At 45.6% G+C, this 26,544-nt stretch carries 27 protein-coding genes; 22 read left to right on the plus strand and 5 right to left on the minus strand.

Annotation, left to right across the window (positions count from 1 at the left end; genetic code table 11):
- Window positions 1-442, plus strand: a 442-nt coding sequence (locus tag B7X71_RS02375; RefSeq protein WP_293600153.1) for a barstar family protein, incomplete at its 5' end; no start/stop codon positions are given.
- A 53-nt stretch (window positions 443-495) separates the two neighbouring features.
- Here B7X71_RS02375 and B7X71_RS02380 read toward each other — a convergent pair.
- A complete protein-coding gene (locus tag B7X71_RS02380) occupies window positions 496-1,257 on the minus strand; it encodes a 16S rRNA (uracil(1498)-N(3))-methyltransferase (protein WP_293600154.1) in 762 nt (253 codons plus the stop codon).
- A gap of 43 nt (window positions 1,258-1,300) precedes the next feature.
- Here B7X71_RS02380 and tkt point away from each other — a divergent pair, with 43 nt between their 5' ends.
- The gene (gene tkt / locus B7X71_RS02385) at window positions 1,301-3,295 is read left to right on the plus strand and encodes a transketolase (RefSeq protein ID WP_293600155.1); all 1,995 of its coding nucleotides are present in this window, start codon (window positions 1,301-1,303) and stop codon (window positions 3,293-3,295) included.
- Between the two features lie 56 nt (window positions 3,296-3,351).
- Entirely contained in the window at window positions 3,352-4,380 is a 1,029-nt protein-coding gene (gene gap, locus B7X71_RS02390; protein WP_293600156.1) for a type I glyceraldehyde-3-phosphate dehydrogenase, read from the plus strand.
- A 105-nt stretch (window positions 4,381-4,485) separates the two neighbouring features.
- Here the strand turns inward: gap and fur are convergent, their stop codons facing one another.
- Window positions 4,486-4,944: a ferric iron uptake transcriptional regulator gene (gene fur, locus B7X71_RS02395; RefSeq protein ID WP_293600157.1), complete on the minus strand. Its 459-nt coding sequence runs from the start codon at window positions 4,942-4,944 to the stop codon at window positions 4,486-4,488.
- Between the two features lie 76 nt (window positions 4,945-5,020).
- Here fur and B7X71_RS02400 point away from each other — a divergent pair, with 76 nt between their 5' ends.
- The 10 genes from B7X71_RS02400 (at window position 5,021) to hemL (ending at window position 15,823) form a co-directional block, all read left to right on the plus strand.
- Window positions 5,021-5,707: an outer membrane protein assembly factor BamE gene (locus B7X71_RS02400; RefSeq protein WP_293600158.1), complete on the plus strand. Its 687-nt coding sequence runs from the start codon at window positions 5,021-5,023 to the stop codon at window positions 5,705-5,707.
- Window positions 5,708-5,775: 68 nt separating this feature from the next.
- A complete protein-coding gene (gene dapB / locus B7X71_RS02405; protein ID WP_293600159.1) occupies window positions 5,776-6,576 on the plus strand; it encodes a 4-hydroxy-tetrahydrodipicolinate reductase in 801 nt (266 codons plus the stop codon).
- 51 nt (window positions 6,577-6,627) lie between these two features.
- Window positions 6,628-9,300, plus strand: a complete 2,673-nt coding sequence (gene leuS, locus B7X71_RS02410) for a leucine--tRNA ligase (protein WP_293600160.1) — start codon at window positions 6,628-6,630, stop codon at window positions 9,298-9,300.
- A 35-nt stretch (window positions 9,301-9,335) separates the two neighbouring features.
- Window positions 9,336-9,863, plus strand: a complete 528-nt coding sequence (gene lptE / locus B7X71_RS02415) for an LPS assembly lipoprotein LptE (RefSeq protein WP_293600161.1) — start codon at window positions 9,336-9,338, stop codon at window positions 9,861-9,863.
- 19 nt (window positions 9,864-9,882) lie between these two features.
- Window positions 9,883-10,944, plus strand: coding sequence for a DNA polymerase III subunit delta (gene holA / locus B7X71_RS02420; protein WP_293600162.1), 1,062 nt, complete (start codon window positions 9,883-9,885; stop codon window positions 10,942-10,944).
- Between the two features lie 62 nt (window positions 10,945-11,006).
- The gene (locus tag B7X71_RS02425; protein WP_293600163.1) at window positions 11,007-12,293 is read left to right on the plus strand and encodes a glutamate-5-semialdehyde dehydrogenase; all 1,287 of its coding nucleotides are present in this window, start codon (window positions 11,007-11,009) and stop codon (window positions 12,291-12,293) included.
- Window positions 12,294-12,326: 33 nt separating this feature from the next.
- Window positions 12,327-12,752 carry a CopD family protein gene (locus B7X71_RS02430; protein ID WP_293600164.1) on the plus strand — a complete coding sequence of 142 codons (426 nt, stop codon included), beginning with the start codon at window positions 12,327-12,329 and terminating at the stop codon, window positions 12,750-12,752.
- Window positions 12,753-12,814: 62 nt separating this feature from the next.
- Window positions 12,815-14,281 carry a THUMP domain-containing protein gene (locus B7X71_RS02435; RefSeq protein ID WP_293600165.1) on the plus strand — a complete coding sequence of 489 codons (1,467 nt, stop codon included), beginning with the start codon at window positions 12,815-12,817 and terminating at the stop codon, window positions 14,279-14,281.
- 22 nt (window positions 14,282-14,303) lie between these two features.
- The gene (locus B7X71_RS02440; protein ID WP_293600166.1) at window positions 14,304-14,474 is read left to right on the plus strand and encodes a rubredoxin; all 171 of its coding nucleotides are present in this window, start codon (window positions 14,304-14,306) and stop codon (window positions 14,472-14,474) included.
- 56 nt (window positions 14,475-14,530) lie between these two features.
- Window positions 14,531-15,823, plus strand: coding sequence for a glutamate-1-semialdehyde 2,1-aminomutase (hemL, locus tag B7X71_RS02445; protein WP_293598821.1), 1,293 nt, complete (start codon window positions 14,531-14,533; stop codon window positions 15,821-15,823).
- Window positions 15,824-15,855: 32 nt separating this feature from the next.
- Here the strand turns inward: hemL and B7X71_RS02450 are convergent, their stop codons facing one another.
- Together B7X71_RS02450 and B7X71_RS02455 are read right to left on the minus strand one after the other, a co-directional pair.
- Window positions 15,856-16,695: a symmetrical bis(5'-nucleosyl)-tetraphosphatase gene (locus tag B7X71_RS02450; protein WP_293598820.1), complete on the minus strand. Its 840-nt coding sequence runs from the start codon at window positions 16,693-16,695 to the stop codon at window positions 15,856-15,858.
- Window positions 16,696-16,735: 40 nt separating this feature from the next.
- Window positions 16,736-18,226 carry a deoxyribodipyrimidine photo-lyase gene (locus B7X71_RS02455; RefSeq protein WP_293598819.1) on the minus strand — a complete coding sequence of 497 codons (1,491 nt, stop codon included), beginning with the start codon at window positions 18,224-18,226 and terminating at the stop codon, window positions 16,736-16,738.
- A 78-nt stretch (window positions 18,227-18,304) separates the two neighbouring features.
- Here B7X71_RS02455 and B7X71_RS02460 point away from each other — a divergent pair, with 78 nt between their 5' ends.
- The 8 genes from B7X71_RS02460 to B7X71_RS02495 all read left to right on the plus strand — a co-directional run bounded on the left by B7X71_RS02460 (window position 18,305) and on the right by B7X71_RS02495 (window position 24,811).
- Window positions 18,305-19,123 carry a YdcF family protein gene (locus B7X71_RS02460; RefSeq protein ID WP_293600167.1) on the plus strand — a complete coding sequence of 273 codons (819 nt, stop codon included), beginning with the start codon at window positions 18,305-18,307 and terminating at the stop codon, window positions 19,121-19,123.
- A 113-nt stretch (window positions 19,124-19,236) separates the two neighbouring features.
- Window positions 19,237-19,821 (plus strand): YqgE/AlgH family protein, encoded by a 585-nt coding sequence (locus tag B7X71_RS02465; RefSeq protein ID WP_293598222.1) that lies wholly within the window; start codon window positions 19,237-19,239, stop codon window positions 19,819-19,821.
- On the plus strand, window positions 19,814-20,239 hold the full coding sequence (gene ruvX / locus B7X71_RS02470) for a Holliday junction resolvase RuvX (protein WP_293598220.1): 426 nt from the start codon (window positions 19,814-19,816) through the stop codon (window positions 20,237-20,239). Before B7X71_RS02465 ends, ruvX begins: the two co-directional genes overlap by 8 nt.
- Window position 20,240: 1 nt before the next feature.
- Complete coding sequence (gene pyrR / locus B7X71_RS02475; RefSeq protein WP_293598219.1) at window positions 20,241-20,747, plus strand: bifunctional pyr operon transcriptional regulator/uracil phosphoribosyltransferase PyrR; 507 nt, start codon at window positions 20,241-20,243, stop codon at window positions 20,745-20,747.
- The gene (locus B7X71_RS02480; RefSeq protein ID WP_293598218.1) at window positions 20,744-21,736 is read left to right on the plus strand and encodes an aspartate carbamoyltransferase catalytic subunit; all 993 of its coding nucleotides are present in this window, start codon (window positions 20,744-20,746) and stop codon (window positions 21,734-21,736) included. Before pyrR ends, B7X71_RS02480 begins: the two co-directional genes overlap by 4 nt.
- Before the next feature lie 18 nt (window positions 21,737-21,754).
- Window positions 21,755-23,122: a hypothetical protein gene (locus B7X71_RS02485; protein ID WP_293598217.1), complete on the plus strand. Its 1,368-nt coding sequence runs from the start codon at window positions 21,755-21,757 to the stop codon at window positions 23,120-23,122.
- A gap of 23 nt (window positions 23,123-23,145) precedes the next feature.
- The gene (locus B7X71_RS02490) at window positions 23,146-24,048 is read left to right on the plus strand and encodes a DUF6492 family protein (RefSeq protein ID WP_293598216.1); all 903 of its coding nucleotides are present in this window, start codon (window positions 23,146-23,148) and stop codon (window positions 24,046-24,048) included.
- Between the two features lie 28 nt (window positions 24,049-24,076).
- Window positions 24,077-24,811 (plus strand): glycosyltransferase family 25 protein, encoded by a 735-nt coding sequence (locus tag B7X71_RS02495; RefSeq protein ID WP_293598215.1) that lies wholly within the window; start codon window positions 24,077-24,079, stop codon window positions 24,809-24,811.
- On the opposite strand, the gene B7X71_RS02500 is transcribed toward B7X71_RS02495, so the two are convergent.
- A complete protein-coding gene (locus B7X71_RS02500; RefSeq protein ID WP_293598214.1) occupies window positions 24,808-25,569 on the minus strand; it encodes a glycosyltransferase family 10 in 762 nt (253 codons plus the stop codon). The two genes, B7X71_RS02495 and B7X71_RS02500, sit on opposite strands and share 4 nt — an antisense overlap.
- A 219-nt stretch (window positions 25,570-25,788) precedes the next feature.
- Between B7X71_RS02500 and B7X71_RS02505 the strand changes: the two genes are divergently transcribed.
- Window positions 25,789-26,541 carry a glycosyltransferase gene (locus B7X71_RS02505; RefSeq protein WP_293600168.1) on the plus strand — a complete coding sequence of 251 codons (753 nt, stop codon included), beginning with the start codon at window positions 25,789-25,791 and terminating at the stop codon, window positions 26,539-26,541.
- The last annotated feature ends 3 nt before the right edge of the window (window positions 26,542-26,544 follow it).

The raw sequence follows: 26,544 nt of genomic DNA on the forward strand, positions 1-26,544 counted from the left end.
AGCTTCTTGGCGTGCCGCTTTGGCCGTTCGCGATGCCGGACCGCCGGCAATGTTGCGCAGTGTGCGCCCTAATATCGTGCAATCTATCCGTGCTTTCCGCACTCCTGACCTTCAGGAAGCGGCTACTGAGCTTGGCCAGCATTTCATTTATGCTAATTGTGCAAATGCTATGACTAAAGGCGAAGTGTTGGAAGCGATTGCAATTGCTTACACATTTACCAAGCAGCAGGCGAAGAATTTCGATCCTTTATTGGATGCTTTAACAACGACTGTAGATAAATCAGGCCCACAGCCAGGATTTGTAGTGGTACTCGAAGGTCTGCCTTGTACTCAGAAGTTTGATAAAGAAGCACGCGAAACTCTATTGGACGTATTCCGTGATGCTGTGGACTTCTGGTCTGAGCGTCGCACACCGTACCGCGTGTTTTACTCTTTTGCTTAATAACTCGTTTTAACTAACTTAGCAGTAAGGTAGTTAAACAGCATAAATCGTCTCTATTTGAGGCGATTTTGCATTTCTAGATCCCAAATACTGTGAACAGCACTAATTGCCACAATTCCAGCAGTCTCAGTTCGCAATACCCGATCCCCTAGAGAAACAATCTGATATCCAGTAGCTTGCGCTTGCGCCTCTTCCTCTGGAGAATGTCCACCCTCGGGCCCAATCATCAAAATAACATCCTGCGGTGGACTTTCAATTAATACTGAATACAAGCTTTTATCAGTATCTGGGCTTAAAAGTAGTTTAAGTTCAGCTTTTTGTGGCTTCTGTAGATAACTTTCAAAACTTTGTATCGGTTCTACTGTAGCTAAGACCGTACGATCACATTGCTCGCAGGCTGCCTGAACAATGCCCTCCCAGTGCAAAAGGCGTTTTTGAGCTCGCTCAGCATCACTAGAACGGGTCAATTTAATCACTGAGCGCTCACACTGGAGCGGTGCAATGACTTGAGCACCGGTCTCTATGGCCTTTTCAACGATCCAATCCATCTTGTCGCCACCAGCCAGACCTTGAGCCAAGGTAATGGCGTAGGGGCTCTCACGATGGGTATCTTGGCGAATATCGCTCAACTCTGCTTCCCCAGATTTATTACTCAGGGAAAGGAGTTTGGCCTTTGCAACCTGGCCATTGCCATCAAAGATGGGAAAGAATTCACCGACTTGGATACGACGGACGCGCAAGTGATGTGCAAGCTCAGGGGTGAGGGTATTTGGCTTTTGGTTTTCCCATGGGCCGGGAAGATAAAATTGAGGCATTACTGAAATATAGCCAATTAATTTCCTAGAGACCCAATTTACGATGTCAAACCTTCAAATTCGTATGGCAAACGCCATTCGTGCTTTATCTATGGATGCAGTTCAACAAGCCAATTCCGGTCACCCTGGAATGCCAATGGGTATGGCTGATATTGCTGTCGGTCTTTGGAATGAGCATTTGCAACATAACCCAACAGATCCGCATTGGATGAATCGCGATCGTTTTGTTTTATCAAATGGTCACGGCTCGATGTTGTTGTATTCCTTATTGCATCTGACTGGTTATGACTTGCCGATGAGTGAGTTGAAAAATTTCCGTCAATTGCACAGTAAAACTGCTGGCCATCCGGAATACGGAATTACTCCCGGTGTAGAAACTACTACTGGTCCATTAGGCCAGGGGATTTCAAATGCAGTTGGCATGGCATTGGCTGAAAAATTATTAGCAGAAGAATTTAATCGCCCTGGTCATGACATTGTTGATCACTACACCTATGTATTTTTAGGTGATGGCTGTTTGATGGAAGGTATCAGTCATGAAGTCTGTTCATTGGCCGGCACACTCAAACTCAATAAACTGATTGCACTGTGGGATGACAATGGCATCTCGATTGATGGCAAAGTAGTTTCTTGGTTTAACGAAGATACGCCAAAGCGTTTTGAGGCTTACGGTTGGAATGTTCTGCGCGATGTGGATGGCCATGATGCAGAGGCTGTGTCTAGCGCAATCGCCAAAGCGAAGAAGAGTGACAAGCCAACATTAATTTGTTGTAAGACGGCAATCGGTCAAGGCTCTCCCAATATGGCTGGTAGCGATAAGGTGCATGGCTCCCCATTGGGCGCAGCTGAAATTGCTGCAACCCGTGTTGCATTGAACTGGCCGTATGCCCCGTTTGAAATTCCGAAAGATATTTATGATGCTTGGGATTTCAAGAAACGTGGCCAAGCTGCTGAGCATGAGTGGAATAAAGAATTTCAAGCCTACAAAAATAAATATCCAGAACTGGCTTCTGAATTACAGCGCCGTATGCAAGGTGATTTATCTAAAGACTTCTCCAAAACTTTAGATGCTTATTTAAAAACTTGCGAAACCAAAGCAGAAACGATTGCTACTCGCAAGGCGAGTCAAAATGCCATCGAGGCTTTAGCTCCAGCATTACCAGAGTTCATGGGCGGCTCTGCCGATTTAACAGGCTCCAACTTAACTAACTGGTCTTCATGCAAGGCTGTACGTGCTGACCAATGGGGTAATCACATCAACTATGGTGTTCGTGAATTTGGCATGAGCGCCATCATGAACGGTATCGCTTTGCATGGTGGATATATCCCATTCGGTGGAACCTTCTTAACTTTTTCTGACTACAGTCGCAATGCCTTGCGTATGGCTGCATTGATGAAATTACGTAGCATCTTTGTCTTTACGCATGACTCTATTGGTTTGGGTGAGGACGGCCCAACCCATCAGTCTGTTGAGCATGTAGCGAGCTTGCGCCTCATTCCGAATTTGATGGTTTGGCGCCCATGTGACACCACTGAGAGTGCCGTTGCATGGGGTGCTGCGATTGAACGCAAGCATGGCCCAAGCGCGTTGATCTTCAGTCGACAAAACTGCCCATTTGTGTCGCGTAATAGTCAGCAAGTAAAAGATATTGCACGTGGCGGATATGTTTTACGTGATCCAAAAAAATCCAAGATTGATGCAGTGATTATCGCTACCGGCTCTGAGATTGCCCTGGCATTACAAACGGCAGAACGTTTGGAGGGCGATGGTTTAGGTATTCGTGTTGTTTCTATTCCTTCAACCACAGTCTTTGATCAACAAGATGCTGCTTACAAAGCAAATGTATTGCCGGCTGATATTCCACGCATTGCTGTTGAGGCGGGTGTGAGTGATTTCTGGTGGAAGTATGGTTGTGCAGCAGTGCATGGCGTTGATACCTTTGGTGAATCTGCGCCAGCACCTGTGCTCTATGAATACTTTGGCTTGACTGTGGATCAGATCTCAAAAACAGTGAAGCAATGCATCGCAAAGAAATAGAAAAAATCAGAAGCAAGGTATTTATTTAAGAATTCAAAATGAGCAAGGGGAATTAAATGACAATTCGTGTCGCAATTAATGGTTATGGTCGTATTGGTCGTATGGTCTTGCGTGCTTTGTATGAAGATCAAGTGAATGGCAAGCCAAGACGTGATATCAAGATCGTGGCAATTAACGCGATGGGTGATATCGATATCAATGCGCACCTGACGCAATATGATTCTGCGCATGGCCGTTTTCCTGCTGAAGTAAAAGTAGATGGTGATTGCATGGTGGTCAATGGCGATCGCATCAAGATGTTCTCTACTCGTAATCCTTTGGAAACTCCTTGGGGTGAGTTGGGTGTGGATTTAGTGCTTGAGTGCTCAGGTAAGTTCACTTCCAAAGAAAAAGCCATGGTGCATATTTCTCAAGGTGCGAAGAAGGTATTGATCTCTGCTCCAGGTGAAAAAGACGTAGATGCAACAATTGTTTACGGTGTAAATCAGCAAGTTCTCAAGCCAAGCGATGTCGTGGTCTCTAATGCAAGTTGCACCACGAACTGTCTAGCTCCATTGGTTAAGCCACTGCTAGAAAAGATTGGTATCGAGTCTGGCTTGATGACCACGATTCATGCATTTACAAATGATCAGGTGCTGACCGACGTGTATCACAAGGATATGCGCCGTGCGCGTTCTGCTGTGACCAGCATGATTCCAACGAAGACAGGTGCTGCAAAAGCAGTTGGCTTGGTATTGCCAGCTTTAGCAGGGCGCTTTGATGGTTTTGCAATGCGCGTGCCCGTCATTAACGTTTCTGTTGTGGATTTAACGTTTATGGCTAGCCGTGCTACGAGTGTGGATGAGATCAACTCGATTCTCAAGACAGCAAGCGAAGGTGAATTGAAGGGTATTTTGGGTTTCAATACCCTGCCTTTGGTTTCCATCGACTTCAATCACGATCCACGCCCAAGTATTTATGACGCTTCCCAGACTCGCGTTTCATCGGATGGTAAGTTGGTCAAAGTGTTGGCTTGGTATGACAACGAGTGGGGTTATTCAGTCCAAATGCTCAATGCCGCTGAAGCGCTGATGGCTGTAAAGTAAGTAGTTAAGTAGGTTTTTAAGGCTAAAAGTTCTTAAAATCTTCATTTCGATGTAAAAAGATCTCAATTGAGGTCTTTTTACGTTATCTGATCTTATCTACCTAAATTAGGGCTTTGGCTTATTGCGGCAATTCTTCTTTTGGCAGTGGCCGTACATCGCTAAAGAGTGCTCTTGAAGCTTAAAACCCAGGTTTTTGGCTATATCACGCTGCCTTTTCTCGATTGCCTCATCAACAAACTCCTCAACATGACCACAGTCTAGGCAGACCAAGTGGTCATGGTGCTGACCCTCGTTTAGCTCATAAATAGCCCTGCCATCACCTTTGCTGGACTCGAAATGACTGCGGAGTAAGAGGCCTGCTTGCTCAAACTGGGTTAGCACCCGATAAACTGTAGCCAAACCAATTTCTTTATCTTCCTTGGCTAAGGCCATAAAGACATCTTCAGCGCTAAAGTGAGTGCCGCCATTTTGATGAAAAAAGTCCAAGATTTTCATGCGTGGACCAGTCGCCTTAAGGCCAATGTCGCGTAAATCTGCCGGAGTTGGGTTTTGGTTCATATTCATGGGTTTGGGAGCTAAAATCAATGTCTTAATGATACGGCCTGCCATGCAAAATTGCCCTCAACTTTTTACCCGTCTATTGAACTCCATTTTTGGGGTTTTTGACCTCGCTCGGACGGGATTAATCATTGCTGCAGTGAGTTCAGTAATGATCGCTACAGGCTGCACCAGTGCCGTTGATGACACGCAACGCGCGTGGATGAATAAAGTCTTTAGACCATATGTTCCTGATGTGGTGCAGGGCAACTTTATTTCAAGTGAGCAATATGCCAAGTTAAAAGAGGGTCAGAGTCGCGAGCAAGTTCGTCAGATTCTGGGTACACCTTTGCTAGCTAGTTATTTCCACGCCAATCGCTGGGATTACGTTTTCGAATTCAAACGCTCCGGCCAAGTGATGGGAAAAGAGCGTCGCGTTAGCGTTTTTTTTGAAGGCGATAAGTTGGTCAAATTTCAAGGCGATGCCTTGCCAACAGAGGTTGAGTTGGTTGCTGAGATTGATGGCTATGCAAAAACCAAACGCTCATTCTGGGATGTGATGACTGGATCTAATAAGCCTCCCGTGACACCACTATTGCAGCAACCTGAATTACTAGTACCCAGTCCAACAGATAATTTGCCGGCCGGCGCACCCGTCCCTGTGGCTCCCGCTAGTAGTTCTTTCTGGGACTTTTTTAGCTTTTCAAAAAAATCGCCAGACGCTCAGCCTGTGCCTCAACAGTTAGGCCCTGGCGCCCTCAACGTTCCGCAGGCTAGTGAAGTTAAATAAAGATAAAGTTGTATTGATGTCGAATGATTTTTTTCGACAACCTTGAATAAGAAACGAAGATACAAATGATGAAAATCGCAATTGCTGGTGCAACCGGCCGCATGGGAAAAATGTTGATCGAGGCTGTACTCAATTGCACGGATGCTGAGCTTGTTGGTGCACTTGAGCATGAGTCCTGCCCTTTGCTAGGTGCAGATGCTGGTGCATTTTTAGGAAAGAAAACTGGCGTAGTAATTACATCGGATATTGCGAAAGCCTTGAGTGGCGCTGAGTTTTTAATTGATTTCACACGCCCGGAAGGCACGATGGCTCACTTGGCTGTGGCGCAAGAGACGGGCAGCAAAATGATTATCGGTACTACCGGTCTGAGTCCAGAACAAATTGGTAGCCTGAAGAAAGCTTCTGCAAATTTGGCAATCGTATTTGCTCCAAACATGAGTGTGGGCGTCAATGCGACATTTAAGTTGCTAGAGATTGCTGCCAAGATGTTGAACGAAGGTTACGACATTGAAATCGTTGAAGCTCATCATCGTCATAAGGTAGATGCTCCATCAGGTACCGCACTCAGAATGGGTGAAGTAATTGCTGATGCGCTTGGTGAGAAATTAGACGATGTTGCGGTGTATGCCCGCGAAGGTCATACGGGTGAGCGTAAAGCAGGCTCGATTGGTTTTGCCACTATTCGTGGTGGAGATATTGTGGGTGATCACACTGTCTTGTTTGCAGGTGAGGGCGAGCGCATTGAGATTAGCCATAAGTCTTCAAGCCGTCAGTCTTATGCGCAAGGTTCGTTGCGCGCTGCGCGTTTCTTGCAAGGACAAAACTCTGGTTTGTATGACATGCAAGATGTTCTTGGCCTGCGTAAGTAAGTGAAGTAAATCGGCGAACTAAATCAGAATAGAAGAAAAGAGTTGTATTGAATGAGTAAGGATTACGATTACCGCAGTATTGAGGCTGCAGCACGCGCTGATTGGGAAAGCGCACAAGCCTATCAAGTTACTGAGAGCGCAGTAGATGCTTCCGGTAAGCCAAGACCAAAATACTACGCCTGCTCTATGCTGCCTTATCCATCCGGTAAGTTGCATATGGGTCACGTTCGTAACTACACCATCAATGATGTGATGGCGCGTCAGTTGCGCATGCAGGGCTATAACGTACTCATGCCAATGGGTTGGGATGCATTTGGTATGCCCGCTGAAAATGCAGCGATTCAGAATAAAGTGCCGCCAGCTAAGTGGACCTACGACAACATTGCTTATATGAAAAAGCAAATGGCGGCGATGGGCCTGGCAATTGACTGGTCGCGCGAAGTGGCTACTTGTAGTCCAGACTACTACCGCTGGAACCAATGGCTCTTTTTAAAGATGCTTGAAAAGGGTATTGCTTATCGCAAAACCCAAGTCGTCAATTGGGATCCAATCGATCAAACCGTCTTGGCAAATGAGCAGGTCATTGATGGGCGCGGCTGGCGCTCAGGCGCTTTGGTAGAAAAGCGTGAAATTCCAGGCTACTACTTCAATATCACCGCTTATGCAGAGCAGCTACTTTCCGGCTTGGATGGCTTAGGCTGGCCTGAGCGCGTCAAGACTATGCAGCAGAATTGGATTGGCAAAAGTCGTGGCGTGCGTTTTGCATTCAAGCACGAGATTGCTGATGCGCATGGTAATTTTGTTCAAGATGGTCAGTTGTATGTATTTACGACGCGTGCTGACACCATTATGGGTGTTACTTTCTGCGCAGTCGCTGCAGAGCATCCATTGACAACATTGGCGGCCGCCAATAATCCTGAGTTAGCTGCATTTATCGAGAAATGCAAAACAGGTAGCGTGATTGAAGCTGATCTAGCTACTCAAGAAAAAGAGGGGATGTTCACGGGTCTATATGTGACACATCCGCTGACTAATGAGCCAGTACCAGTTTGGGTTGGTAATTATGTTTTGATGTCTTATGGCGATGGCGCTGTCATGGGCGTGCCTGCACACGATGAGCGCGACTTTGCCTTTGCCCTTAAATATGACTTACCGATTAAGCAAGTGATTGCTTTACGTACACCATCGGATATGTTCAACACTAGCCATTGGCAAGATTGGTATGCCCAGAAGGATGATGTCGTTTGTCTCAATAGCGGTAAGTACGATGGACTATCGTATGAAGAGGCAGTTGATGCGGTAGCTAAAGATTTAGCAAAGATGGGCATTGGTGAAATTAAAACCACTTACCGTTTGCGCGATTGGGGCATCTCTCGTCAGCGTTATTGGGGAACCCCAATTCCGATTATTCATTGTGGTGATGAGCGCAATCCTGGTTGCGGCGCAGTTCCAGTTCCTGAAGCAGATTTACCAGTAGTACTGCCTGAAGATTGCGTGCCAGATGGAAGCGGTAACCCACTCAATAAACGTGCTGACTTCCTCAATGTGAAATGTCCAAAATGTGGCAAGCCAGCTCGCCGTGAGACTGACACGATGGATACCTTCGTCGATTCTTCCTGGTATTTCATGCGTTATACCGGTCCAGATGCGAAGACCATGGTGGATGAGCGTAATGAATATTGGATGCCAATGGATCAATACATTGGCGGTATTGAGCATGCGATTTTGCATTTACTCTATGCGCGCTTCTGGACAAAGGTCATGCGTGATCTCAATCTCATTACATTTGATGAGCCCTTCCAAAACTTGTTGACGCAAGGCATGGTGCTCAATGAAACTTATTACTCCGAAGAAGCCTCCGGTAAAAAGACTTGGTTAAATCCTTTAGATGTAGAGCTCGAGCTAGATGACAAAGGTCGTCCTCAAAGCGCTAGGCTGAAAGGTGATACTTCTAGTACACCAGTCATTATTGGTGGCGTCGAGAAGATGTCTAAGAGCAAGAACAATGGCGTTGATCCTCAAGCTTTAATTGATCAATACGGTGCCGATACTGCGCGCCTCTTTGTGATGTTTGCTGCTCCTCCTGAGCAGCAGCTGGAGTGGTCTAGTGCTGGTGTAGAGGGTGCCTCGCGTTTCTTGCGCCGCGTGTGGATGTATTCCAGCCGCCAGGCTGATGCAATTCGTGCTGCTAGTGAAGCATTGCCAAGCGATTTAAATGATGCTGAAAAAGAATTGCGTCGTGAAGTACACAGTATTTTGAAGCAGGCGAACTTTGATTATCAGCGTCGTCAGTACAACACGGTGGTTTCTGCGGCAATGAAAATGTTGAACGTCTTAGAGCCCGTGAAATTAGGCGATAAGACTGCAGTGAGACCTGCTGTATTGCGTGAGTGTTTAAGTATTTTGATTCGGGTGCTTTATCCAGTCGTGCCTCACTTGACGCATGCTCTCTGGAATGAGATTGGGTGCGATCAATCATTTGGCACGCTTTTAGATGCGCCATGGCCTGTAGTAGATGAAGCTGCGCTGATTCAAGCGGAGTTGACCATCATGTTGCAAATTAATGGCAAATTGCGTGGCGATATACGTGTGCCTGCCGATGCGACCAAAGAGCAAATTGAGGCCTTGGCATTACAAAGCGAGCCTGCTGTGAAGGCATTAAACGGTGCAGCCCCTAAAAAGGTGATTGTGGTGCCAGGTCGCTTAATCAATATTGTTGCTTAGATCCTTGCAAATTACTTTGAATAGAAACTAAACACATGCCCGTAAATCAACTTCGACGTACCTTGCTTGGGTTTATGGCCTTCGCTCCAGTCAGTGGTTTGATTGCCTGTGGCTATCGTTTACGTGGCATGGTCGATTTGCCTTTTAAAGTGATTGCGATTACGGGTAGCCCATCGCCACCCCTAAGAACAGACCTACAGACAGCAATTTTGACTGGTACTGATGCGAAGGTGGCTATCAATCCTAAAGATGCTGACCTCATTTTAGAAATTATTAGTGATCTCAATGGTCGTGAGATCTTGGCCTATAACTCCAATGGTCAGATCTCTGCGTATCGCTTAAGTATGCGTGTTGGGTTTAGGGCCTATGACAATGCTGGGGCGGATGTCGTACCTGAAGCGGAGATTTACATGACTCGCGATATGGACTTCTCGGTATCTACTGTTTTGGCGACCGATGTCCAAATGCAACAATTTCTATCTTTGATGCGTCGAGATCTTGCAGTACAAATTCTGCGTCGTGTTGCTGCATCTGCACGAGCACCACGGGCTAAAAGCTTTTAAAGAATGACGATCCAATCGCATGGTTAAGAGTGATGCCCTTCAGGTTCATTTGAAGTCACTTAATTCGGCGGCTTCTTTAAAGCCCCTTTACATTTTTAGTGGTGATGAGCCTCTTCTCATGATGGAGGCAATGGACCAATTGCGTGCCACTGCTAAAAAAATGGGTTACACCGATCGTGAAGTCTTATTACAAGAGCGTGGGTTTGATTGGAGTGCTTTATTAAGTGCCGGCCAAACCATGTCTTTATTTGGAGATAAGCGCTGGGTTGAGCTGCGCATACCAACAGGTAAACCTGGGCGTGATGGTGCTGATGCGCTGAAGCAGTTCTCTGCCCAAATTGAGTCTCAGTCAGTAGGGCCTGAGGGCCCAGATACGATTTTTTGCATCATCCTGCCTAAATTGGATGGCAAGACCAAAACCTCTGCTTGGTTTACTGCTTTGGATGAGGCAGGTATGGCCATTCAATTGGATTCCTTGGATCGTACGCAATTACCGCAATGGATTGCTGGGCGCCTGAAGAAGCAAGGCCAAGAAGTTCAGTCAGGTCCAGATGGGCAGCGTGCTTTAGCCTTCATTGCTGAGCAGGTAGAGGGAAACCTCATTGCAGCTCACCAAGAGATTCAGAAGCTAGGTTTGTTGCATCCTGCAGGCGTATTAACTGAGGAGCAAATTCGGTCTGCTATTTTGAAGGTGGCTCGCTATAACGTCTTTGAGTTGACCGAGGCGATGTTAGCTGGCGATCTGCCACGCCTCAATCGCATGTTAGATGGTCTGAAAGGTGAGGGCGAGCCTTTGGTCTTGATTCTGTGGAGCGTAACTGAAGAGCTTCGGATACTATCGAAACTGAAGGCAGCAAGTGATGCTGGGGAATCAGTTCAGAACTTAATGCGTGCAAACCGAATCTGGGGCAACAAAGAGCGTTTATATCCGATGGCCTTAAAACGGGTGCAACCTTTGAAGTTGCGCAGAGCGATGCAGGTGGCTGCAGGTTTAGATCGTCAGGCTAAAGGATTGCATGCAGCGGAATTGCCAGCAGATCCTTGGGATGGCTTGCGTTTGGTGGGTAATTTATTACGCTAGATGAATCTAGGGTGAAGATTAAAGCTTAGACATAACAAAATTAATTTAGACACAACAAAGATATGAGTAACTCAACAAATAGCATTCAGCAGATGATGCAAGATATTGGCCGACGTGCTCGTCAAGCCTCACGCGCAATGGCGCGGGCATCAAGCGAAAAGAAAAATCAGGCGCTACTGCATATCGCAAAGTTGGTTCGTGAGCGCTCTGAGGAAATTCAGAGAGTAAATGCGCTCGATGTTGCTCGTGCCAAAACGAATGGTCAAGACGCTGCATTTATTGATCGCCTCACCATGACGCCAAAGACCATTGAGTCTATGGCCTTGGGTTTGGAACAAATTGTTTCGCTAGAAGATCCGATTGGAAAAATTACGCCTTTACAAAAGCAAGTCTCCGGTATTGAGCTTGGTCAGATGCGTGTGCCACTCGGTGTGATCGGCATTATTTATGAGTCTCGCCCTAATGTGACGATTGATGCTGCTGCACTGTGTCTCAAATCGGGTAATGCGGTGATTTTGCGCGGCGGCTCAGAAGCTATTGATTCAAATGCCTTGTTAGCTCAATTGATTCAAGAAGGTTTGGATGCGGCCAATTTACCCATGGATGCTGTGCAGGTTGTGGCAACTACAGATCGCGCCGCTGTTGGCGAAATGATCACCATGACTGAATATATCGATGTGATTGTGCCTCGAGGCGGTAAGAGTCTGATTGCCCGCTTGATGGCGGAAGCGCGCGTGCCGATGATTAAGCATTTGGATGGCATCTGTCATACCTATATTGATGCTGATGCGGATGTCGCAATGGCAATTAAGGTTTGCGATAACGCGAAGACCCAGCGCTATGCACCATGTAATGCAATGGAAACACTGTTGGTCAATAAAACTATTGCACCTCAAGTATTACCGGCCCTTTGTAAGATCTACCAAGACAAGGGTGTGGAGTTGCGCGTTGATGGGCAAACCAAAAGCACTCTTGAAGCAGCGGGTTTTAAAGACTTAGTCAATGCCACGGAAGAAGATTGGCAAACAGAATATTTGGCACCGATTTTGTCAATTAAGACTGTTGCGGATATGGATGAGGCAATGGGCCATATCGAACAATATGGCAGCAAACATACCGATGCCATCATTACCAATAATCCAGCGCAAGCTAATCGATTCTTACGTGAAGTCGATAGTGCCAGCGTGATGGTCAATGCCAGCACTCGTTTTGCCGATGGCTTTGAGTATGGTCTAGGTGCAGAGATTGGTATTTCGAATGACAAGTTACATGCCCGCGGCCCTGTGGGCTTAGATGGTCTGACTTCTCTTAAATACATCGTCATGGGTCATGGCGAGATTCGTACTTAATCTAGTTTCATTACAGAACGGAAATTATTCATCATGGGCAATGCATATTTATGGACCAAGACCCTTCACATTGTTTTGATTGCCTCTTGGTTTGCAGGCTTGTTTTATCTCCCACGTATTTTTGTAAATCTGGCAGATGAGAAAAATCCAGAGGTGTCCGAACGTCTTCTAGGAATGGCCAATCGTCTATTTCGCTTTATGACCATTTTGGCTATTCCAGCAGTCTTGCTGGGCTTGACCCTCTGGTTGCATTTCAAGATTGGTGCCGGAGAGGTTTGGATGCATGCCAAATTTTTCTTTGTAATCTTGGTCATCGGTTATCACCATGCATGCTGGAGCTTGCTTAAAAAGTTCCGCAATGGTGTTAATACGCGTTCTGGGGTTTGGTATCGCTGGTTTAACGAAGTGCCCGTCATCCTTCTGTTGATTGTGACTGCGTTAGTCGTGATCAAGCCTTAACGCCGATTTCCGAAGAATTGTTTAATTATTCTTATTTCACCCTTTTTTAGATTGCTAGCCTCATGAGATTTTTTGTTGTTTGTCCAGGTGGACTAGAAGTACCTCTTGCACAAGAGCTAGCAAGCATAGCGCAGCGTCCGGACTGTAAAGCCCTGGGTGCTTGGGTGATTGATCCTACGCCTACTAGCCCTACGGGTGGAGTGGGTTTGGCAGCGCCAATATCTGCTGCGATGGCTTTGAACCTGCATTCACGGATTGCAAGCCGAGTACTGTTACAGATGGCTGAATCGCCATACCGCCAGGAAGAAGATTTATATAAGCTGGCCAGTGGTTTGGCGTGGGAGGAGTGGTTTTCTTCTAAACAAACTCTGCGCGTTGATGTGACTGCGCATCGCTCCCCGCTCAAGAGTCTGAATTTCGCAACCCTGAAGATTAAGGATGCGATTGTTGATCGTCTCCGCGATGTCACTGGCGACCGTCCAAGTATTGATACCGCATTTCCAGATGTACGTGTACAAGCCCATCTGACTGCAACGCATGCCACTGTCTATCTGGATACTTCTGGTGAGGCCTTATTTAAACGTGGTTGGCGTGATGAAAAAGGTGATGCGCCTTTAAAAGAAAATCTCGCAGCAGGCATCCTCTCAATTACTGGCTGGAAACCTTCGCAAACCTTATTTGATCCGATGTGCGGTAGTGGAACCTTTTTAATTGAGGCTGCACAAATGGCTTTGGCTATTCCGCCGGGAGCTATTCGGGCAGGGATATATGGCGATGATGTGAAGCCAAGCCGTTTGGCCTATCGTCCGTTAGTGACTTCTGCTCATGGCTTTGGGTTTCAACGACTCAAGCCATTTAACGAGGCTGCTGAGCAAAAACGCTGGGGCTCTCTGAAAGACGCTGCACATGCTGACATGATAGAGAGGCGTAAACAGTTCCCAGATTCAGAATCTTTAGGCATTAGCGGTGGCGATATTAATGAGCGCCTAGTGGCCATATTTAAAGGTAATTGGCAGCGTGCTCAGTTACCGGGCCTGCCGGTGACTCGTCAGATCGATGCTTTAGCTAGCAAGCCACCTGCAAATGCTCAAGATGGTGTGATGCTATTGAATCCCCCTTATGGTGAGCGCTTAGTGATCAAGGGTGGACGAGGCCAAGATCGCACTGCGGGAGGCGATATGGAGCGCGACTCTTATGAGCAGGCTGAAGAGCCAGAAGATCGCTATGCCTTTAACCTGGAGACGGGTCGTCAGAGCGCTAAACGCTCTAGTCGTGAGTCTCTCAAAAAGTTACAAGTCCAAGAAGAACAGGATCCGAAGTTTGTGGAGTTCTTGAGACAGTTTGGCCAGCACCTCAAGGATGCTTTCGGTGGCTGGAATGTCTTTGTATTAACGGCGGATATGGCCTTACCAGGGCAGTTGCGCATTAAGGAATCTAAGCGTACCCCTTTATTTAATGGCCCGCTGGAATGCAGGCTGTTTAAGTTTGAGATGCATCAAAAACGCGATGCTACAGCGGATTTAAAATAAAAAATGTATAAGGAAGACGGCGATGGAATTTAAAACATATATGTGTTTAATTTGCGGTTGGGTTTATGACGAAGCTGCTGGCCTACCGGAAGAGTGTATTGCACCGGGCACGCTTTGGAAAGACGTGCCTATGAACTGGACTTGTCCTGAATGTGGTGCACGCAAAGAAGATTTTGAAATGATGGCGATCTAATCGATCGAATTACTTAAATACTATTTAGACTAATTAGCAAAATCAGGAAAAGTATCTTGGGACAAAACGACATCTTATTTGAGCGTGCACAAAAAACAATTCCTGGGGGTGTGAACTCCCCAGTGCGTGCTTTTCGTCAGGTGGGCGGTACCCCACGTTTTGTTGTTAAAGCTAAAGGCCCTTATTTCTGGGATGCCGAAGGTACGCGCTATATTGATTTGATTATGTCTTGGGGCCCCATGATTGCGGGCCATGCAAATCCAGAAGTAGTTGAAGCGGTCAAGCTGGCCGCAGAAACCAGCTTTAGCTACGGCGCTCCTACCGAAGGTGAGATTGAGTTAGCAGAACGTATCTGCCAGTTAGTTCCTAGCATCGAGCAAGTTCGTATGGTGTCGAGCGGTACCGAGGCGACGATGAGTGCTTTGCGTCTTGCACGTGGCTATACAGGGCGCGATCTCATTATTAAATTTGAGGGTTGCTATCACGGTCATGCTGATAGCCTTCTTGTTAAAGCAGGTTCTGGCCTCTTAACCTTTGCGGATTCGACTCAAAATGCACCATCATCTGGTGGTGTGCCGCACGATCTAGTGAAGCATACTTTGGTATTGCCATATAACGATGTGGCAGCGCTCAAGGAAGTATTTGAGAAGCAGGGCGATCAGGTTGCCGCGGTAATTATTGAACCTTTTGCTGGCAATATGAATCTCATTAAACCCTCAAAAGAATTTTTATCGAGATTGCGTCATTTGACTAGCCAGCATGGCAGTGTATTAATTTACGACGAAGTTATGACCGGCTTTAGAGTTGCATTGGGTGGTGCTCAATCGCTACAAGGCATTACGCCTGACCTGACTTGTCTTGGTAAGGTCATGGGCGGCGGGATGCCGATGGCTGCCTTTGGCGGTAAAAAAGAAATCATGTCTAAGCTAGCTCCGCTGGGTAACGTTTATCAGGCAGGTACCTTGTCAGGTAACCCAGTAGCCGTAGCCGCAGGCTTAAAGACTTTGGAGATTATTTCTAGAGAAGGTTTCTACGAGTGCTTGACTGGCCAAACTGAAAAGCTCATGGCTGGTTTAAAACTTGCTGCTGATGAAGCTGGTGTGCCTTTTGCTGTTGATAGCGTTGGCGGTATGTTCGGCTTTTACTTTGCCAATGAAGTTCCAACATCTTTTGAGGCGGTGACTAAAACTGATATCGAAGCATTTAAGAAATTCTTCCACTTGATGCTAGATCAAGGCGTGTACTTAGCACCATCTGCATATGAAGCTGGATTTACCTCTATTACTCATGACAATGCGGTGTTAGAAGATATCATCGCTGCAGCAAAAACCGCCTTTAAGAAGCTCTAAGAAATTTCTTAGCAAAGGGCTGCTAGCAGGCATTACATCCTGAGTGGATGGTCATAACCAGCCACCTGGATGATTTCTAGCTTCTTGCTCGGCATACCTGATTCTGGAATTTCCATGGCAGTTAGCTTGCCACCCCAAACGCAGCCTGTATCGAGTCCAATGACATTCTCGTGTTGGAGTAGCCCTAGGGTTGACCAGTGCCCAAAGTAAATTAGGGAATCTTGCGTTTTTCTCTTGGGGGTTTTGAACCAAGGTATGTAGCCCTTCGGACCATCTTCAAAACCTTCCTTGCTTTCAAACTCCATGGTGCCTGTGGGAGTGCAAAAACGAATGCGGGTCAGTGCATTGGTAATGACGCGTAAACGCTGATATCCCTTCAGGGAGTTGCTCCACTTGTTTGGAGTATTACCATACATATTCGCTAAAAAATCTTTATAGGATTTTTTGCGAAGCGCTTTTTCTACTTCTTGCGCGCATTCAATTGTTTGCTGAAGATCCCATTGGGGCATAACCCCCGCATGGACGGTTAATACTTTGCCATTGCTTAATGCCATCGGTCGATGGCGTAGCCAATGAATTAATTCAGTTCTATCGGGGGCATCTAGAATGGGTTGTACGGTATCCAGCCCTTTAGTTTTTCGGATCCCGGCATCTACTGCGAGTAAGTGCAAATCATGATTTCCGAGAATGCACTCGATGCGTTTCTCTTCCTGCAATTGCTTTAGATAACGTAAGGTGCCTAAAGAGTCGGGGCCGCGATTGACGAGATCTCCCAAGAAAATCATCTTAGACTGTTTGGGAAGTTTTTTAACGAGCGCTTTCAAAGATGGCGCGCACCCTTGAATATCACCTACGGCATAGATTTTGCTCATGCCCTATCTTAAATCGGAAAGCGTCAGAGTTTTCAATAAGTTAATCGGCTACAGATTCTGGGCTGACCTTTTTAACCACGCTATAGCGCACTAAGGTCTTTTTGCGTGCCTCATCATGATTAACAACCGGTAGGGGATAGTCACGCCCCAGCAGAATGCCGGCTGCTTCTAGTTCAATGTGGCCAGCTTCCCAGGGTGCGTGAATGGATTTCTTGGAGAGCTTTTCTAGTTGAGGCAAGTAGCGACGGATAAATTTTCCCTCAGGATCAAACTTCTGTGATTGGGTAATGGGGTTGAAGATACGGAAGTAGGGCTGCGCATCGCATCCTGAAGAGGAGGCCCATTGCCATCCACCATTGTTGGAAGATAGTTCGAAGTCATTGAGGTGTTTGGCGAAATACATTTCGCCCCAGCGCCAATCAATTCCCAAATCTTTAGTAAGAAAGCTGGCAACTACCATGCGTAGGCGGTTATGCATGTATCCACTTTGGTTGAGTTGGCACATAGCGGCATCCACTAATGGGTAACCTGTTTTGCCATCACACCAAGCTTTAAATAATTTCTTAGCAGTGGCACCACTTTCCCATTCGATATTATCGTAGTCTGGTTTGAAGGCTGCGCCCTCAGCAAGGCGCGGGTGATTAGCCAGAATCATGAAATAAAAATCACGCCAGATCAGTTCGCTTAACCAGATCGTTGCCCCCATGCTGCCAGCAAGCATGCGGCGATGGGCTTCGCGTACTAAGCCTCGAATTGAGAGCATGCCAAAGCGAAGGTGTGTGGATAGATAGCTTACGCCTTTGATTGCTGGAAAGTCTCGACCGATTTGATATTGATCGATGCGATGGAGGAAGTCCTCCAAGAAACTCTGACCACCTTCTGACCCTGGTGGGAGATAAGTTTCGATCCCGGTCGGACTAAAGCCCATGGATTCTAGAGAAGGAAAGGGAGTCTGCAATGATTTAGGGATGGCGCTTAACTGATCCTTTGTAGGATCACAATCATAGGCGGCAATATCTTTTTCTTGTAAGGTCTTTAGCCAGTTATTTTTATAGGGCGTAAAGATTGAGAAGACAGTATTGGAGTTGGTGAGAATTTCTTTCTTCTCAAAGATGACTTGATCTTTAAAGGTTTCAAATTCAATACCAATTTTTTCTAGTGATCTTGCTACAGAGGCATCGCGGGCAATTGCTGATGGTTCGTAGTCATGATTGGTGTAAACGGTATTGATACCCAAAGTCTCTGCAATCCTCGAAATACATATGGTGGGCTTGCCAAATTGAACAATCAGTCCGCCACCTTGTTTGCGTAATTGCTCATCGATTTGCTTGAGACCTTGCCATATAAAGTCAACGCGGCGATCATGTTTGAGGCCGTTTGTATCAAGATCTTCAGCCTTGAGCGGATCAAGAATAGCGGTATCAAAGATGAACGCTAGCCAAACTTGGGCATTATTTTTTAGGGCATGATGAAGTGCGGCATTGTCATACAGGCGTAAGTCACGGCGGAGCCAAACGAGAGCTTTTTTCATAGCCCCTATATTAGGGCTAATTAGGCCGACTCGCTTGGCTTGCGAGTAATATTCTGCTTATTAATAGATTGCTAATTTATGGATACTTTATTTTTTATTTTCTCTAAGATTGTGCAGTTTTGCATTGAGCCTCTCAACTGGGTTATCGTTTTTGTGGCCCTCAGTTTGTTATTTTTGAGTCTTAAAAAACCCTATCTTTGTAAACGATTTTTGCTTTTAGCTTTGGCGGACTTACTGCTGGTTGGTTGGTTGCCAACTTCTGAGGTCTTTTTAAGGGCTCTTGAAGATAGTATCCCTAAGGTTCAGCTTGCGCAGATGCCCGAGGCGGACTTTGGTGGAATCATTATTTTAGGTGGGGCGATTGAGGGTGGTGAAATTGCTCTGGATCGGGGTGAGGTGTCCATTTACTCTTCGGCTGAACGTGTCACCAAAGCTTTTGAGCTGATTCGCAAGTATCCCGATCTACCTTTTATCTTTACTGGCTTTTCTGGGCGCCTATCAGCGGTCGGCATGTCCGAGGCGGATGCCTTTAAGCAATTGGTTTCTGAGCAGGGTTTGCCAGACAAAAATGCCCATTATGAAAATCAATCCCGCAATACCTATGAAAATGTGGTGTTGATAAAACCCATGATCTTGGAGTTGGGGGATAAGAACGCCAAAGAAGCTGATACACCTCCAAAACCTTGGCTGCTGATTACTTCGGCATCACATATGTACCGATCAGTAAAAATTTTCCAAAAACAAGGGATTGCGGTAATTCCTATTCCTGTGGATTACCAAACGGGACATCAATTACGCTGGGCTAGGTTTGATTTGGAAGATGGTATCCAAAATTGGAATAAGGTGATGCATGAGCTTATTGGTCTTTTGGCCTACTGGATCACTGGAAAGATCTAACTGGAGCAGAGAATTCGGTAAAATAAACCTACATGAACATGGCTAAAAAAGCCCCTGTGGGTCAAGCTACAACGCCCACCCAGACTTCCCAAGCTTCTGCTGCTGGGTCCTCAATTGCTTATTCTGCTGATCATCTGGCAAACCAATTCCTAATTGCCATGCCTGGGATGGTTGATCCCAATTTTGCGGGTTCAGTTATCTATCTTTTTGAGCATACCGAACGGGGTGCGATGGGCTTGGTGATCAATCGCCCGACTGAACTGGATATGGGTGCCTTATTTGAGAAAATTGAGGTCAAGCTAGAGGTTGAGCCAGTATCTGAACAACCGGTCTATTTTGGTGGTCCAGTGCAAATCGAGCGTGGTTTTGTCTTGCATGAGCCCACCACAGAGGCAGCTTACAGCTCTTCCTTAGCTATTCCGGGCGGTTTGACCATGACAACATCCAAGGATGTGCTTGAGGCCGTGGCAACAGGTTCTGGACCCAGCAATTTTTTAATGACCTTGGGTTATGCGGGTTGGAGTGCAGGCCAGCTTGAAGAGGAGATTACCCTCAATGGCTGGATCAATGTTCCCCTGTCCCAGAAGCAAATGGTTGAGATTATTTTTAATACTCCCTCTAGCAAGCGCTATGAGCTGACAATGAGTATTTTGGGGTTTGATCCATCGCATCTATCTGGTGAGGCAGGGCATGCCTGAGGAAATCAGGAAGCGCGCAGAGTTGACCATCATGGCTTTTGACTTCGGGACGCGACGTATTGGTGTCGCTGTTGGCAATACCCTTACTTGCCTGGGGCAACCCATTAAAACCATCGCAGAGTCATCTAGCGATGCTGCATTCAAAGTCATTGAGGGGCTTTTGAAGGAGTGGCAGCCCAATCGCCTAGTAGTCGGCTTACCTTGTCACCCTGATGGTACCGAGCATGAAATGAGTGCCAAGGCTCGCCGCTTTGGCAATCAGCTGCATGGACGCTTTCATTTGCCGGTGGAGTGGGTGGATGAGCGCTATACCTCGGCTGTTTTAGAGGGAAATTCAGACATGCGAGACAATTTGGATGCGCAGTCTGCGGCCTTAATTTTGGAGCAGTATTTTCTTGAGAAGAATTGGATTAGTTGAGATGAATGCAGAGCAGTCCTATCTGAAATTACTAGAGACTTTGAGTCAGCGCAAAATGGCTGGTGATTCATTTGAATTAGCTGGTCTTGCGATGGGTGGGGCCTGGATTGCAGAGCGTTTAGCCGCAGACTTAAATCTTCCCCACTTTGGTGTAATTAATGTGGCATTTCATCGAGATGATTATGCCGAGAAGGGTATGACAGCGCTTCGAACAGCCAGCACCATGTCCACCCATCTTCCTTTTGAGGTGAATGGCGCAAACGTGATTTTGATTGATGATGTATTGCTGACTGGTCGTACGGTTCGTGCGGCACTTAATGAGTTGTTTGATTTTGGTAGACCTGCGCAAGTGGAATTGATGGTTTTGGCAGATCGTGAGAATCGTGAGTTGCCAATTTCAGCCGATTTTGTAGGAGAACCAGTGAATGTTCCAGAGAATCAATTTTTGGTTTTAGAAAAAGATGATGCTGGCAAGTTCAGCTTCCAATTAGAAGAGCGTGCGGAATGAGTGGAGTGAATAATTCGGTGAATAGCTCAGCAAATGACCCGGTCAATCAATTCAATGCTGCTGGCGATTTAACCCATTTACTGACCTTGGAAGGTTTGCCAAAAGAGCAAATCCTCCATATTCTCGATACTGCACAACAATTTGTTAGCGTGACAGACCCTGCGAGAGAGGTGAAGAAAGTGCCACTCTTGCGCGGTAAAAGTGTATTTAATTTGTTTTTTGAAAACTCCACCCGAACTCGAACTACTTTTGAGATTGCTGCTAAACGTTTATCGGCAGATGTCATTAATTTAGATATCTCTACTTCTTCTACCGCAAAAGGCGAAAGTCTTTTGGATACGATTGATAACTTAGTGGCTATGCAGGCAGATATTTTTGTGGTGCGTCATAGTGTTTCAAGGGCGCCTATTGAGATCGCTCAACATATTCCTGCACATGTTCACGTAGTCAATGCCGGTGATGGTAGTCACCAGCATCCTACACAAGGCTTGTTAGATATGTACACGATGCGCCACTTCAAAAAAGATTTTAGTGGTTTGAAGGTCGCTATCGTGGGTGACATTGTGCATAGCAGAGTTGCCAAATCAAATATCTGCGCTTTACGAACATTAGGCTGTACGGATATTCGTGCAATTGGCCCTGAAAGCCTCCTACCAAGCGACCTTGATATGCTGGGTGTGAAGGTATTCCACAGCATGGAAGAGGGGCTTAAAGGTGTCGACGTTGTCATGACCTTGCGTATTCAAAAGGAGCGCATGGAAGCAGGACAGGTCCCAGAGGGAGATGCTTTCTTTAACCAGTATGGCTTAACACCTAGCCGTTTAGCTTTGGCTAAATCGGATGCCATCGTGATGCATCCGGGTCCTATGAATCGTGGTGTAGAAATTGATTCCGCTGTAGCGGATGGTTCCCAGTCGGTTATCCTGAATCAAGTTACCTTTGGTATCGCAGTTCGTATGGCTGTCATGTCTATTGTTGCTGGTAACTAGTTGGATCGGATATAGCTCTTGAGCTCTCAAAGCACCATTCAGCTACCCTCTGTGACCGATAAGAAGCGTTGGCTTATCTTGACCCACGCATTCAATATGGATGGGCGTGCTGCGAGCTTGACCATCACCGATAAGATTCCCTATCTTCTTGAGGCCGGAATCGAACCAATTGTTTTTAGTGCAATTACCGGAATTAAAGACCAGCGCTTTCCGCATTACCAGTTCATTGCCTGGGGTCCCTCGGGATTCCGTTTTGACTTTCGACACTGGGTGGCCAATAAGTATGGCCGAGGCTTTATTTATAAATTCACAACCAGAACAGTTTCATTATTGCTTTCACCATTGATTGCAATTGAAAAGTTGTTGCTGGGTTACTCTAGCCAGTGGTCTTGGACATTACCTGCTTTTTTTCATGGATGGCGCTTAATACGTGCCGGAAAAGTCGATGTTGTTTTCTCGGTAGGTAGCGCATGGTCTGCACACCTTACAGGAGTTTGGTTAAAAAAGGCAACGGGTATTGAGTTGATTTCTGAGGTGCATGATCCTTTAGTCATTCGCAAAAGCCCCGAAGATCAGGGTTTTGAAAAGCCTAAAAATCGCGATGCCCGTTTTCGTCACTATCTAGAAAATCAACTTACTCAGTTTTCCGATAAAGTGTGGTGGTTTACTGATGGTGCCTTGCATTACGCTAAGGTGCGCAATCCTAATCTCAATACCCCTAAGAATGCACATGGTTTTGTAGTGACCCCGGGTGCTGAACCGCCTGGAAGTCTGAATGCCAATCAATCACACCGATACACAGAGAAACTGAATTTATGCCATTTCGGTTCTTTGGCGAATGACCGCTCACTTTCAACGATTCTCAAGGCCTTAGTCCCCTTGCTAAGAAAATATCCAGAAGCCCGAGATCAGATTCGAGTGCATGCTTATGGCGCGCCTCTAGATTCGCTCTCGATAGACGCTATCAAACAATTGGGTTTTGAGGATGTTTTACTAGCACATGGGCGTTTAGAGCGAGATCCTGCTACCAGTAAATCAGGTCGCGAGCAGGTGGCTGAAAAAATGCAAGCCGCCGATGTATTGATCTTATTGCATGGTAACGATGAATGGTGCGCTGAATATATCCCATCCAAGTTTTACGATTACCTTTGGACGGGGCGTCCGATTTGGGGGATTACTCACCGAAATCCACAGTTAGATCAGATGCTGCTTGATCGTGGAGCTTACCTTAGTCCACAGGTGGATGAAGGGGCGATTGAGTTGGCTTTAGAGAAAATTTGGTTAGATTGGAAGGGTAAGCAACTAATACAGCCCACCTGGAAGCCAATTGGGGTGGATCAAGCAGTGAATACAATTCTCACTGAAGTGCAGAAACGTCGTATTTAATAAAGCTGCAAAGAGGAAATCATTTGAACCAAATTGCCCTTTACTGTAAATCTTACCGAAAAGATTTTTTACGGCTCAAAAAATTAGTGCAGTCAATTAATCAGCATAATGTTGATGGAATGCCATTTTATATTTCCACCCCGGAAGAGCAGAAGCTAGAAGTGCTTGCCATACTGGGCGATATTAGTGGGTATCAATGGGTTTCGGATGAGTCAATCGTTGCATCTAATCCTCGAGTTCCTACTGGAATAGAAACAACCAGATCGGGTGGGCTATCGCAACAAACTATTAAGTCTGAATTTTGGCGTTTGGGTTTGTCCGAAAATTATGTTTGCTTAGATTCAGACTGTATTTTTATCAAAGATTTTCATGTGTCAGACTTTATGGCAAGTGATGGAAATCCGTATACAGTCATATATCAAAATAAAGACTACTACCAGCTTGCGATTAATCGGGGTCAGGCCAGAGTGCTTGGTGAGCTCAGTCTTGAGGCGGATAACGTTAAAGCTATTTTTGGGCGGTCTGGGCCAAACTACTACTGCCCATGCCCACCCTTTATTTGGTCTAGCAAAGTATGGAAATCTTTGGATGATAATTTTTTAAAACCCAAAGGGATGACTTTATGGGACATCAATACAGCCCAGCATCCAGAAACACTGCTTTATCTTGAGGCTTTACTTAACTTTAAGGCAATCCCCCTGCACCCTATTGAGCAGTTGTTCCGCATTTATTACTATGACTGGCACTATTTCTTATTGCGACGAAATGGTGAAACACTCAAAAAGTTAGCGGCAAATTATTTGGGGGTAATTTATCAATCGAGCTGGGATTTAAGTATGGATCACGGCGGCTCAACCAAATCGTTTTTATCTCGTGCGCTGAAAAAGACGAAACGCTTAGGACGTTTGATACAGAGCTATTTTTAATCAATACATTACTTATAAATTCTTTTATATGAATTCTCCTCGACCACCCATTCAGATTCTAGTGATTTCACTTGCTCGATCACTTGATCGTCGAACAAAAGTTCAGCAAGAGATGAAAAAAATATCCATTCCTTGGGAGTTTTTAGATGCTGTTGATGGGTCGAGCCTTAAGTCGCCGCCGGTTGAATATAAGGCGAAAAAAGTTAAAAGACTGCAAGGATATTTTTTAACTCCGAATGAAATTGGTTGCTACCTTTCCCATAAAGAAGCGTGGAAGCGCTGCGTAAAAGAAAATATTCCTACCTTAGTTTTAGAGGATGATTTCATTCTGAGCCCAGATTTCGAGGGCTCTCTTGTCGCCCTGCTGAACTCTCCATCCGCATGGTCATTTGTAAGACTTCAGGGCTTATATGAAGTGCCATCTCAGCCAATAGAGACTCTGAATAACATTCAATTGGTGAGAAACATTGGTGATGCTGTAGGAGCAACTGCTTATTTACTAAAACCTGAGGTGGCTCAGACCTTGATTGAGGCCTCATCAGATATTTATGAGCCAGTCGACCACTTTTTAGAGCATTATCAAAAACATGGCTTAGATTTCTTAGCTGTGAGACCCTACCCAGTAGACATCACGCGCGTTCAATCGACTATTGATGACAGGCCTGAGCGCACCCCAGTAAAAGGTTGTACCAAGTTAGTGCGATCAATTTCTCGGATATTAGATAGGCGCTTTAGCGCCACCCCTTGGTTTCCTAAGCATTAACTTAAAGCTGTTTTAATGAGATTTTGAAGGAAATGCTTAAGAGGATCGAGGGTGGGGCGGTTGGTAAGTAACGCCTCACTGGAGAATCTGGAGAGGGCATCCCTTGAGTGCAAAAGATTGCCTAGCTCTGAAAACCCATTGGCCGACATGGGGGCTAGGTTAATAAAAGCATTTGGGTTGAAATCTACTCGTACATTGTCATCGGCCCAAGTGATGGGTAGGCAGCCAGCCATAAATGCCTCTGGAATTTTTTCAGTGTAATAGCCTGGAAACATGCCATTCTCTGGGCAAAGATTGAATGCAAAATTCTGCAGCTCATCGTATTTGATGATTCCACTTTCTAGGTGATTCTTAATATTGGGATTGAAACTCATTCCAAATTCTTTGATTTCAATTTGTGCTTTGACGGCCTTGAGAAGGGTGTTCCTAGGTTCACGTAGGTGTGATGCAAAGATTGCGGCAATCTGAGGGCGATTAAGAAAGTGATCACCCAAAGGTTGCATTAGGCAATCAAGATCTAAAAGTCGGCCATATCGGGGGTTATGATTGCCTACAACCCCTTCGCCAGACCAGTCAACCATCTCCATCCAGTATGGCATTCGAAAGTGTCTAGAGCCTGAAATTCCCAGATCAAATGAAATGGAATAGTCTGCCTCAACATGATCAGGGCGAATATTTTCGCCAGTTTGAAAGAGCGTTAGGGGGCGTGAGCTTCTTTGGCCAAGTTGTCTTACCAGTAGTTGCTGAAAATCGCCCATAAGCGGTCTAAGGGGCTTTGGGCACCAACCCAATTTCTTTTTGCCCATATTCTCAAAAGGCCCGATAATTAGAAGCTCGCAGTCCTTGGGTTTTACCCATTGGATTTGATAGCCTAAGCTCTTGCAAATTGCGGGAATAAGGCCAGATTTGTAGTCCCCAGGCGCTCCTATTGTGGAAACTCGAATTTCAGTCATAAACCCTACCCTATAAATACCGATATGAAGTATTCCATTGTAATAACTACCTTTGATAAACGCTTCGAAAGCGATTTAATTCCACTGATTGATAGCATTAGAGCTATGCGGCCTAATGTAGAAATCATTCTGACTGTGAATGGACCAGCGCATGCAGATTTTAACCAGAACTATAGATCAAAATTATTTCAGTATCTAGCGCGGCACGATAAGGTCTATCCAATGGTATTTCCGGTGTTTCAGTCACTGGCAAAAATGTGGAATAGGGGCGTTCTTGCATCAACGAGTGAGTGTGTATTAATTTTGAATGATGACCTGAAGATTCTCACTCAAGATGAAAAATCTTTCTTTGATAATTTTGAATTAGCTCTTCAAACGGCCCCAGAAACTTTTACTATCAACGGGAGTTTTTCCCATTTCGTAGTGAGCAAAAGAGAGGTGATTGATGTTGGCTTCTTTGATGAGCGTTTATTAGGGCTTGGTGAGGAGGATGGTGACTTCTATTGGCGATATCATGAAAAATTCAATCGTGAGATAGTAGATATTGAAATTGCGCTAATTGACAATATCCACTCTGACGTTACAGATGGTGGGTATGTTAAGGGCATCAGAACTGCTTCTCAATTTAATCGTAATTTTATAAAAAAACAAAAATATAAAGACATTCTGTTTGGCGGGTACAAGGGAATGTTTGATAAGCGAGTAAAAAAATTGTTAGAGGATGAGGTTCAATATCCTTATGAGGAATTTTATTTAAAAAATAAAGATCTTTTGTAATTT

Source organism: Polynucleobacter sp. 39-46-10, from assembly GCF_002282275.1.